The sequence below is a fragment of the Protofrankia sp. Cas8 genome (genome assembly GCF_963555845.1).
In the GTDB taxonomy this organism is placed as follows: Bacteria; Actinomycetota; Actinomycetes; order Frankiales; family Frankiaceae; genus Protofrankia.
In genome coordinates this window covers 1,317-11,266 of record NZ_CAUVXI010000190.1, presented here as the reverse complement: position 1 = coordinate 11,266, position 9,950 = coordinate 1,317, and the positions used below count along the sequence as shown (strand labels likewise).

General features: G+C 67.5%; 9 protein-coding genes, 1 tRNA gene and 1 pseudogene. 5 read left to right on the top strand and 6 right to left on the bottom strand.

Features of this window, described 5'->3' with window-relative positions:
* The first annotated feature begins 247 nt into the window (after positions 1-247).
* Entirely contained in the window at positions 248-397 is a 150-nt protein-coding gene (locus U9977_RS21525) for a hypothetical protein (protein WP_322751097.1), read from the top strand.
* Between the two features lie 95 nt (positions 398-492).
* Here the strand turns inward: U9977_RS21525 and U9977_RS21520 are convergent.
* Positions 493-569, bottom strand: a tRNA-Met gene (locus tag U9977_RS21520).
* 75 nt (positions 570-644) lie between these two features.
* Positions 645-3,668 (bottom strand): UPF0182 family protein, encoded by a 3,024-nt coding sequence (locus U9977_RS21515; protein WP_322751096.1) that lies wholly within the window; start codon positions 3,666-3,668, stop codon positions 645-647.
* A 96-nt stretch (positions 3,669-3,764) separates the two neighbouring features.
* Here U9977_RS21515 and U9977_RS21510 point away from each other — a divergent pair, with 96 nt between their 5' ends.
* The gene (locus U9977_RS21510; protein WP_322751095.1) at positions 3,765-4,271 is read left to right on the top strand and encodes a PPA1309 family protein; all 507 of its coding nucleotides are present in this window, start codon (positions 3,765-3,767) and stop codon (positions 4,269-4,271) included.
* Positions 4,272-4,344: 73 nt separating this feature from the next.
* Here the strand turns inward: U9977_RS21510 and U9977_RS21505 are convergent, their stop codons facing one another.
* The 3 genes from U9977_RS21505 to U9977_RS21495 all read right to left on the bottom strand — a co-directional run bounded on the left by U9977_RS21505 (position 4,345) and on the right by U9977_RS21495 (position 6,304).
* Positions 4,345-5,388, bottom strand: coding sequence for a PDZ domain-containing protein (locus tag U9977_RS21505; protein WP_322751094.1), 1,044 nt, complete (start codon positions 5,386-5,388; stop codon positions 4,345-4,347).
* 143 nt (positions 5,389-5,531) lie between these two features.
* Positions 5,532-5,813: a hypothetical protein gene (locus tag U9977_RS21500; RefSeq protein ID WP_322751093.1), complete on the bottom strand. Its 282-nt coding sequence runs from the start codon at positions 5,811-5,813 to the stop codon at positions 5,532-5,534.
* 14 nt (positions 5,814-5,827) lie between these two features.
* Positions 5,828-6,304, bottom strand: coding sequence for a molybdenum cofactor biosynthesis protein MoaE (locus U9977_RS21495; protein ID WP_416210731.1), 477 nt, complete (start codon positions 6,302-6,304; stop codon positions 5,828-5,830).
* A 158-nt stretch (positions 6,305-6,462) separates the two neighbouring features.
* Between U9977_RS21495 and U9977_RS21490 the strand changes: the two genes are divergently transcribed.
* Positions 6,463-7,863, top strand: a complete 1,401-nt coding sequence (locus U9977_RS21490) for a zinc-dependent metalloprotease (RefSeq protein ID WP_322751091.1) — start codon at positions 6,463-6,465, stop codon at positions 7,861-7,863.
* Positions 7,864-7,978: 115 nt separating this feature from the next.
* On the opposite strand, the gene U9977_RS21485 is transcribed toward U9977_RS21490, so the two are convergent.
* A complete protein-coding gene (locus U9977_RS21485) occupies positions 7,979-8,803 on the bottom strand; it encodes an enoyl-CoA hydratase/isomerase family protein (RefSeq protein WP_322751090.1) in 825 nt (274 codons plus the stop codon).
* Positions 8,804-9,112: 309 nt separating this feature from the next.
* On the opposite strand from U9977_RS21485, the gene U9977_RS21480 reads away from it, so the two are divergent.
* Positions 9,113-9,265 carry a DUF5679 domain-containing protein gene (locus tag U9977_RS21480; RefSeq protein ID WP_322751089.1) on the top strand — a complete coding sequence of 51 codons (153 nt, stop codon included), beginning with the start codon at positions 9,113-9,115 and terminating at the stop codon, positions 9,263-9,265.
* A 285-nt stretch (positions 9,266-9,550) separates the two neighbouring features.
* Positions 9,551-9,950: pseudogene (locus U9977_RS21475) on the top strand (thiamine biosynthesis protein ThiF); the annotation flags it as partial.

The window sequence follows — 9,950 nt, the reverse complement described above, 5'->3', positions numbered from 1 at the left end:
ACGGATCGCCGCCGACGGTGTTCCCGAGTGGATTCCCCCGGGATGGATCGACCCGACCCGAACCCCCCGGCGCAATCCCTACCGCCGCACCCTCCACAACACACGGGACGGCCCCGGCACACGGGACGACCCCGGCGAAGACCTCTTCGGAAGCGTCCCCTGATACCAGATCGCGGCGGGGCACGGATGTGAGCCTGCGACCGCTGGACTGAAAGGCAGTCGTATCGGCGGTGGTCGCTGACCACGTATGTGCAGCGAACGGGTCGGCCATGCCTCCGTGGCGTTCACCATGGGCACCTACCTCGATACCGATCTTGATGCCGACCGTGAGGTTGCCCGCGCGATCGCAGATCTGATCTTGGGTGGGATGGGACCCGAGTGGGGCCCTCCGGGGTAGCAGTTTCGAGGTCTCGCCTACAGATTCGCCTACACGAACGCAAGCGAAAGGCCCCCGGAGAAGATCTCTCCGGGGGCCTTCGCCCTGGTACTGCGTGGTAGCGGGGACAGGATTTGAACCTGTGACCTCTGGGTTATGAGCCCAGCGAGCTACCGAGCTGCTCCACCCCGCGTCGGTGTGAGTTCACCTTATAGGACGCTGGGTGGGGGTTGTCAAATGAGCTTGATCAAAGGTCCGATCGGCCCGGCTACCCGCCTGGCGGCGACGTGGACGTGGTCGCCACCGGGGCCACCGGGGCCGCTGCCGGCCCCGGACTCGCACCCGCAGCGCCGGCCTGGGGAGACGCCGGCGCGGCGGCTGAGGGCGATGCCGACGGCGCGGGACTGGGACTCGCCGAGGCGGCAGGCACCCCCGTGAGCCGTGCCAGCCGGTTCAGCGCGTCGGACAGATCCTTCTGCGCGGCACCGTATGCGGCGAAGTCCGGCGGAGTCTTGCGCAACGCGTCCTGCCCGGCGGCAAAGGCACGGTCAGCATCCACGATCGCCTGCTGGATCTCCGGACTACCGGTCGTTCCCGGTGATGGCGTGGTACCTGGTGGCGTGGTGGTACCCGGTGGTGTGGTGGCGCCCGGTGGTGTCGTGCCGTTGGGTGTCGTGGCGCTCGCACCGAAGACCTGTCTCAGGGCCTCGTCCAGGGTCGGCGCGAAGCCGATCCGATCACCGAACACCGCGGCTACCCGCTGCAACGTCGGGTATACCGCGTTCTCCCGCGCCTGGACGTAGTACGGCTCGATATAGAGCAGGCCACCGGCCACCGGCAGGGTGAGCAGGTTCCCCTGGATCGTCTGCGATCCCTCACCCCGCAGCAGGCTCAGCTCCTTGGAGATCTCCCCCTTGGACTCGATGAGGTTCTGCACCTGTACCGGCCCGTTGATGGTTACGCCCTTCGGTAGCCGTAGCACCTGGAACTCTCCGTAATTACCCGGATCGCTCGACACGGCCATATAGGCCGCGAGCTTCGACGAACCCTTCGCCAGCAACGGCGAGGTCAGATTGAACGAAGGCTGCGAATGATCAACGAGCTGGCTGTACACGTAGAAGGGTGGTTGTGGCTGGTTCTGGTTGTCCGGTGACGGCGAGACCGCCCAGAAGTCCTCCTGGGAGTAGAAGTCACGCGGATTGAGTACATGGTAGGAGGCGAGAAGGTCCCGCTGGACCTTGAACAGGTCCTCCGGGTAGCGCAGGTGCTCCAGCAGCCCGGCCGGCATTTCCTTCTTCGGTTTGACGGTCCCGGGGAACGCGCTCATCCACGTCCGGAGTACCGGGTCGGACTCGTCCCAGGCGTAGAGGGAGACATTTCCGTCGTACGCGTCGACGGTCGCCTTCACCGAGTTGCGAATGTAGTTGACCTCGCTAGCCCCCTGCGCGGACCGGTTTGACGCGCGGCCCGTCACGGCATCGGCGGTAACCGAACCGAGTGTCTTACGCTCGGCGTATGGATATCCATCGGACGTGGTGTAACCGTCGAGGATCCACACCACCCTCCCGTTGACGACCGCCGGGTAGGGATCGCCGTCGAGCGTGAGCCAGGGCGCGACCTGACTCACCCGCTCACGCGGGTTGCGGACGTACAGAATGCGGGACTTCCCGGTTATGTCACCCGACAGCAGTATGTTCTTCTCCTGGAACCGCAGCGCGAACAGCGCCCGGCGAAACGTCGAGCCGATCGACACGCCGCCGGAACCGTCGTACGTCGTCGTCGACTCGCTGTTCTCAGTCGCGCCCGGTCCGTCGATCTCCGCCTGCTTCGTGCCGACGATCGAGTACCCTGGAAACATCTCACCGAAGTAGATCCGGCTCTCGGTCAGGCCCAGCGGCCCGGTGGGTGGCAGGTTCAGCTCAGCGAACTTCGGCTGCCCGAGTTCGTTAATGGTATTCGCCGGCGCCGCGACGAAGCCCTTGCCGTGCGTGTATGTCAGATGCAGATTAATCCAGTTCCGCTGCTGCTCGGAGAGACCGTTCTGGTCGAGTTCCCGGACGGAGACCACATAGTCGTGGGTCGCGGGCTGGCCGTCCGATCCGGCGACCGTGTAGCGGTCGATGTCCAGCGACGGCGGGAAGCCGTAGTAATTGCGGATCTGCTGAAGCTGGTCGTAGGTCAGGGACAACCGGTTGGGATCCAGCAGGCGGACATTGGACAACGTCGCCGAATCAGCACCGAGCTTCGCGGTGTCGGGAGTGGTGCCCGCATTATAGGGCTGTGGGTCTATCTTCTGTATCGCGTATGCCGCGCGGGTCGCCTCGATGTTGCGGCTGATGTAGGGCGCCTCACGGGACGCCTCGTTCGGCCGAACCTGGAACTGCTGGACGATCGCCGGATAGATTCCGCCGACCACCAGGGCTGACAGCACCAGTATCCCCGCGGACAGCAGGGGCAACGTCCAGCCGCGCTGGAAGATGTTGTAGATGAACAGCACCGCGCACAGCAGTGAGATGAACAGCAGGATGAGTTTGGCCGGCAGTACGGCATGGGTGTCGGTGTAGGAGGCACCGTTGACGACCCCGCGCGAGGAAAACACCAGCCCGAACCGGTCGAGGTAGTAGGCCCAGGCCTTGAGCAGGGCGAGTAGCCCCAACAGGACGGATATGTGCGCCTTCGCGGCCGGCACCACCCGTTCTCCCTGGGTCTGCAGCCGGATACCACCGAACAGGTAATGCGTCAGCACCGCCACCAGCAACGACAGCACCACGGTCGTCAACAGAAAACCCAGCAGGAAACGCTGGAACGGGTACGTGAAAGCGTAGTAGCTGATGTCACGATGGAACTGCGGGTCCCGTTGCCCAAAGGGTTTGCCATTGAGCCACAACAGCCACGTCCGCCATCGACCGGATGCCGAGACACCCGCTACGATACCGAACAACGCCGAGACCACGATCAAGATCAAGACCGAATACGGTTCAACCGCCACCCGGTACCGCTCGAGGTTCTGCTGCTCGAGTGACAGGGGGCGGATCGGCGGTCGCAGTCGGTACGCGAGCACAAGGTTGGTGCCGACCGCCACGGCCATCAGAGCACCGAAGAGGACGAACAACAGTATCCGTGTCGACAGGACGGTGTTGAAGACCTTGCTGAACCCGACCGACCGGAAGAAGAGGAGGTCGGTGTAAAGCCGCGTGAAGACACCCAGCAGGATGATCAGAACAATGACCACAAGCAGCGCGGGGATGAGGATGCGGGTACGCGCCACCAGTGGTCTGCGGGCTGCTGCCACTCGCTCCTCCTTGCGTCCGGGGCAGACGACCGGGTTGTCCGCCTGGAACGCAACCTACGCCAGTGCCCGGGTGGCGCCATCGGAGAGGATGCGCTCGTGACGAGCCCCGACATCAACGAGTTGACCGCTGTTGTGCTGGAGGTCGAACGGCACGTGGCCGACCTGGGCTGGGATCAGCCCAGCCAGGTCTACGCGCTGGCCGACACCTCCGAACTCATCGCCCGCGAACCGACGCTCGCCGCACACATTGGCGACACCGCGCCCGGTTCACTCACCCCCGTCGAGCAGGAACCCCTGCCCGCCGGCCGCCTCGACGAGGTGCTCGCCGCAATCGGCTGGCCGCCGGAGGTTCTCGGCTGCGTCCTTGTCACCGAGCTCGTGGTCCTGCCGCCCAGTGCTGAGCAGGAGACTCCCTACGATGAACGGGATATCGAGATATGGGCGGCCAACCACCCCGAACGCCAGGACGTCCGGCTCGCGGTCGGAGTGACCCGGGACGGGCAGCACGCGTCATGTCTGCGGGTCCGCGGCGACGACGAGCTCGTGGTCGACCCGGACCTCGCGGACAGTCTCGTCGACGGCCTGCTGGCGACCTTCGGCTGAGCGGTCGGCGCCGGTCGCTCTGAACGGGCCTGAAGCGGGTCGGCGGGTCTAGCGGGTCGGCGGGTCTAGCGGGTCAGCAACCAGGAACGGGGGCCTGGGGGCTATCGGCGAGCGCATTCAGGTCGTCGATCGCTCCCTTGAGCGTCGCGACCCGCACCAGCCTGAGGCCGGCCGGGGCCGATTCCCGGGCATCCGGGCAGTTTGCCGCCGGTACGAGAAAGACGACCGCACCTGACCTGCGAGCACCGAGAAGCTTCTGCTGAATACCCCCGATCGGACCAACTGTGCCGCTCGCGTCGATGGTGCCGGTACCCGCGATCGTCCGACCGCCCGTGAGCTGGCCCGGCGTGAGAAGATCGATTATGCCGAGCGCGAACATGAGGCCGGCACTCGGTCCACCCACATCGGTGAGTTTGATCTCGACCGTGAAGGGATAATGCTGCTTCTCGGTCGTGGTGATACCGATGACCGGACGGCCCGGGTCGTTGCGCGCCGCGGCAGTGGTGATCGACGTCTGGGTGGGCGCATCGCCGTCACGACTGAAGGAGATCGTCACGGGCTGCCCCGGACGGACCCGGAGGACCGCCTCCTGCAGCTGCTGCGGGGTGGTCACGGCGACGCCGTCGACCGCCACGATCACGTCGCCCGCACGCAGCTTACCGGCGGCGGGCGACGATGCATCGATGATCTCGTGCACAACCACGGACGTGCCGGTCGGGGTGATCCCGAGCTCACCGAGAGCCGCGGAGGTAGCCTGATCCTGCGAATCGATCATAGCCGCGGTGTTCTCCTGGCGGACCTGCTCGTCGCTCGTGCCTGGTGGCTGCACCAGCTCCCGCGGGACCACGGCACGGTCGCCGTCGAACCAGCCGCGGACCGCGTCCAGCGCACTGAGCTTCGGTACCTCCTCGACCGTGGTGAGATCAAGGTTCCCGGACGTGGGATAGGTTTTGCGGCCAACGATCTCGATCAGCGGCTTGCCGTCGGGACGTCCGAGCGTGTCGGTCACCGGCCCCGGCGACAGCATCACAAATGGCACGGGCAGCCACAGACCCATTACCACGAGTACCAGCGCCAGGACGGATGCGACGAGGAGTGTCTGGATACGCCGCGCCATGGCTGGCAGTCTAGGACCTGTGATTCGCGGCCTGATGGCCTGGCTGCAGCGACCAGGCCGGCAGTATCGCGGGGACTACGGCCTCCGGGCGCGCGATCTGACGATCATCGCGCACCCTTTGGCCCTCCAGTACGGAAATCAACTCACCGGGGATCAGGCGGACCGGTCGTGGCGGGGGTCGGCAGGGCTGGGGGCTGCAGGGATGCGGCACGCACAGACGGACCGCGCGCAACGTCCATGGGCCGTGCAAGCGCGGCCATGCTGCGGCGGTAACCCTCCACAGTGATCAGCGCTTCGGGCCGGCGTTCCGGGCGTGAACGCAGAGCGAGCCAGACGAGGGTGACAAGGACGGCGATCGGCGGGATGAGCAGGAACCACATGGCGGCCTCGGCGTCGAGACGGGGGAAGAGGGAGGCGAAGCCCATGGTAGAGGCCACGTTCAGCACGCGCCTACCCACTCCGACGAACCGTCCAGAAACACCTGGCGCTTCCAGATCGGAACCTGGGCCTTGACGTCGTCGATCAGTTGACGACACGCCGCGAAGGCCTCGGCGCGATGCGGGGCCCCCACCGCAACGACCACGGCGATGTCACCGATACCGAGCAGGCCAATCCGGTGGGTGACAGCCACTGCTTCTACCGCGTGAGCGGCGGCCACGGCGGCGGCCACCCGTTCCAGCTCGGCACCGGCCCGTGGATGGGCGGTGTACTCCAGTTCGGCCACGTCATGCCCGCCATCGTGATCGCGCACCGTGCCGATGAAGACGGCGACGCCACCCACGCCTGGCCCCCGTACGGCGTTCAGGCACTCGTCAACCGACAACTCCGGTTCGCGGATCGCCACAATGACAGCCTGGCCGGTACGGATGTGGCTCACAGGTCCGACCGTAGGGTATCCGCGCGACCGGCGCGTCATCGTCATCAGCCGAGGCCCGGGTGGGCGATCCCGACCGTTGCGGTGGCCGTATCGTGATGTCGTTTCGGCATCAGCGGGAAAACGCACTACCGTTGGTGCATGTCCGGATCCATGGGCCACGGGCCTCACGTCACATCCTCCCGGCTGGGACGCCGACCATGAGCGACGGCTTCCCGTTCGGGTTCACCCCGGGCGGATCGTCCCCGGCCGGCGGCTCCGGTATGCCGTTCGGAACCGGAGCTCCGTTCTTCGCCGAGCTCGAGCGCCTGCTGGCCTGGCACGACGGGCCCGTGAACTGGGAGCTCGCGCGACAAGTCGCGGTGCGTACGCTCGGCGACGCTGACCGCGCCGTGTCCGACGCCGAGGTCGAAGACGTCCGCCAAGCGGTCCGGCTCGCCGACATCTGGCTCGACCCGGTGACGACGCTACCCGCCGGAGCGACCACCGCCGAGGGATGGACGCGTGGCCGCTGGATCGAGGTGACACTGCCCGTCTGGCGGACGCTGTGCGATCCGGTGGCCACGAGGGTCGCCGACGCCATGCGCGGCGGAATCTCCAGCGGACTCGCGCAGATGGGCGATGCGGGCGGTGGGCTGCCGCCTGAACTTGCCGCACAGATCCCGCCAGGCCTCGACCTGAGCCAGCTGGCGGCCGCAGGCGGGCCGATCATGCAGATGGTCAGCCAGGTCGGCGGGATGTTGTTCGGCGCTCAGGTCGGCCAGGCGATCGGCCTGCTCGCCCGTGAGGTCGTCTCCTCCACCGATGTCGGGCTGCCGCTGAGCCCACCGCGCACAGCCGCGCTCGTCCCGGCGGGTGTCGAGGCGTTCGGTTCGGGCCTGGGGATCGACACCAGCGAGGTCCGGATCTACCTGGCTCTACGCGAAGCGGCGTCCCAGCGCCTGTACGGCCATGTCCCGTGGCTCCGCGCGCACGTCCTCGGTGCGGTCGAGGAGTACGCCCGAGGTATCGCGGTCGACTCCGAAGCGGTTTCGCGGGCGATGGGGATGATCGACCCGACCCGGATCATGGATCCGGCGAGTCTGCAGGAAGCACTCGGTGAGGACGTCTTCGACGAGGCGACCACACCTGAGCAGACCGCGGCGCTGGCACGCCTGGAGGTGATCCTCGCCCTGGTCGAGGGCTGGGTGGAGACCGTCACCGACACCGCCGCCACGAAGAACCTGCCCGGTGCGTCCAGGCTGCGGGAGATGGTGCGCCGCCGCCGCGCCGAGGGTGGGCCAGCCGAGCAGACCTTTGCCACGCTTGTGGGCCTCAACCTGCGCCCGCGCAAACTGCGCGAGGCGGCCACGCTGTGGCAGGCCGTGGCAGAGCTCCGGGGGATCGACGGACGCGATGCCCTGTGGGCACACCCCGATCTGCTTCCGAGCGCCGATGATCTCGCTGACCCGCAGGGTTTCGCCGCGGGCGACACCAGCACGGTGGGCGACCCCATCGCGGAACTGGACCGGTTGCGCGACACCCCCGCCCAGGAGGAGCCTCCCCGGCCGCAACCACCGGACGACGCAGGTCCCGCCATTGATCCGCGTGGCGGTCGTTGACCGCCACCGCTACGCGGCCATAGCTTGGCGGACACGAAGTCCCCGGTCACCGGCGGACCCTCCAGAAGGGGAAGCTGGAGAGCCCGGCCGCGTGCCGGGGGCTTCTCACCGATCGTCAAATCGCGCGCCCGGAGGTCGTAGGCCCCACAGCACTCGCGGGGGCGAACGACGGCGGGCGTCGGTCGAGCTGCGCCTGGATCCCCTCAGCCGCCTCGCCGTTGGCCATGGTCGTGGCTTGGGCGAGCGCTTCCCACTGCAGGATCCGATCGAGATCGTCGGCACCGCTCAACGCGACCTTGGCCAGTCTGGTCGCGACCGGCGCGGCCTCGGCGATCCGCACCGCGGTGTCCACCGCGGTCGCGACCAGGTCGGCGGCGGGCACCACAGCGTTGACCAGGCCGATCGCCGCAGCCTCCCGGGCGTCGACCATCCGGCCGGTGAAAATCAGCTCTCTGGCTCGGACCGCACCGACGACCTCGGGCAGCAACCGGGTGGCCGCCATCCCCGGATGCATGCCAAGGCGGGTAAAAGGCGCGCAGAAGGTGGCGTCCACCGAGGCGAAACGCAGGTCGCAGGCAAGCGCGAGACACAACCCGGCGCCCACCGTGGCACCGTTCACCGCCGCGATCGTGGGTACCTCCACCGCTCTGATCTTCAACCAGGTCCGGTAAAAGGTGAGCATCTTCGCACGCAACTGCTCGGTGCCGGCCGCTCCGCTCGTCCGCGGGTCGACCCAGTCGAGGTCACCACCGGCGCAGAACGCACTGCCCTGTCCCGTTACGATCACTGCCCGCACGTGCGGATCGGTGATGATCTCGTCCAACGCCGTCGACCAAGCCTGCGTGAGTGCCACGCTCATGGCGTTGCGCCGCTCGGGCAGAGCCAGTGTCAGCAGAATGACACCATCCGCGGGACGTTGGACAAGCAACGGTTCGGACACGATCGGCTCCTGGTGTCGCGGAAGTCGTCGGGAGGCGGAAGTCGTCGGGAGGCGGGACGTCGCCCGGCGCCGCCGGAGCGGTCGTGGACCCGCCAGGCTGGCCATCCCGGACTTTCCCGACCCTAACCGAAGGCGGCGCCACCGTCGCTCGCGCGCCGCCGGAGGCTCCCGGGCGCCCTTCCCGTGCCCCAGCAGAGGGCACGATCACCGAATCCGACAGGATGGCGTCGGGTCGGCCATTCGGGCCGGCCTTCTTCGTTGACAACCCGCGGTTCGTCACCGACGACCGACGGCGCGAGGGGAGAACGGGTGGCAGAGACATTCGAGGGCTACTGCGTCAAGTGCAAGGACAAGCGGCACTACCAGGGCGAAGTGCGGGTCAGTGAGTCCGGGCGCCGGATGGCGCGAGGCACCTGCCCGGTCTGCGGCACCACGATCAACAGGATCCTCGGCAAGGCCTGAAGCACATAGCTCTGACGCACACAGGACACATGTCGCAGGGCTCCCGCCCGGACCCCGGAACCCGGAGTCCGGGCGAGCCTGACTCCTCCAGCCGGCGGCCTGGGGACCCGGGGACCCGGGCTGCCGGCCGGCTCGGCCCTTGGACCGACGGTCGTCCACAGGCGCCGTCTGGAATTTCGACTAAATGCGACCGTTATCCACAGATGGGTCGATATCGGTATACAACGGCGACCGGCATGAGACTGTCATGGCACGAGCTAGTCGCCTTCTGCCGAGGAGGACGCGGTGCGCCCCATCCTCAAGCCCGGCCTACGCCGGCTCTGGCGTGACGGGTCCACCCTGCAAATAGGCGTCGACCCGGTGCGGGCGATCGTCCTCGGCGGGCTCACCGCTCGGGACGCCTCCGTGCTCGACATGCTCGACGGCACCCGATCGCGTGAGCAGGTGCTGAGCTCCCTCGACGCGGCCCGACGCGAACTCGTGGTCCTGTTGGAGGACACCGGCATGATCGAGGATGCGGCTCCCGCCGACCGCTCGCCACTGTCGATGTTGGACCACGAACGGCTGGTGCCGGACCTTGCGTCGATCTCCTTGGGCTCAACCGACCCGACCCATGTCCATCGGATGCTGCGGGCCCGACGCCACGCGCGGATCCAGGTCCGCGGTGCGGGCCGGGTCGGCGCGC

Excerpts from the sequence above, each read along its gene's own strand:
- U9977_RS21525 (WP_322751097.1), top strand. The coding sequence starts at position 248 with ATGTGCAGCGAACGGGTCGGCCATGCCTCCGTGGCGTTCACCATGGGC.
- U9977_RS21505 (WP_322751094.1), bottom strand. The coding sequence starts at position 5,388 with ATGGCGCGGCGTATCCAGACACTCCTCGTCGCATCCGTCCTGGCGCTG.
- U9977_RS21500 (WP_322751093.1), bottom strand. The coding sequence starts at position 5,813 with ATGGGCTTCGCCTCCCTCTTCCCCCGTCTCGACGCCGAGGCCGCCATG.
- U9977_RS21495 (WP_416210731.1), bottom strand. The coding sequence starts at position 6,304 with ATGACGCGCCGGTCGCGCGGATACCCTACGGTCGGACCTGTGAGCCAC.
- U9977_RS21490 (WP_322751091.1), top strand. The coding sequence starts at position 6,463 with ATGAGCGACGGCTTCCCGTTCGGGTTCACCCCGGGCGGATCGTCCCCG.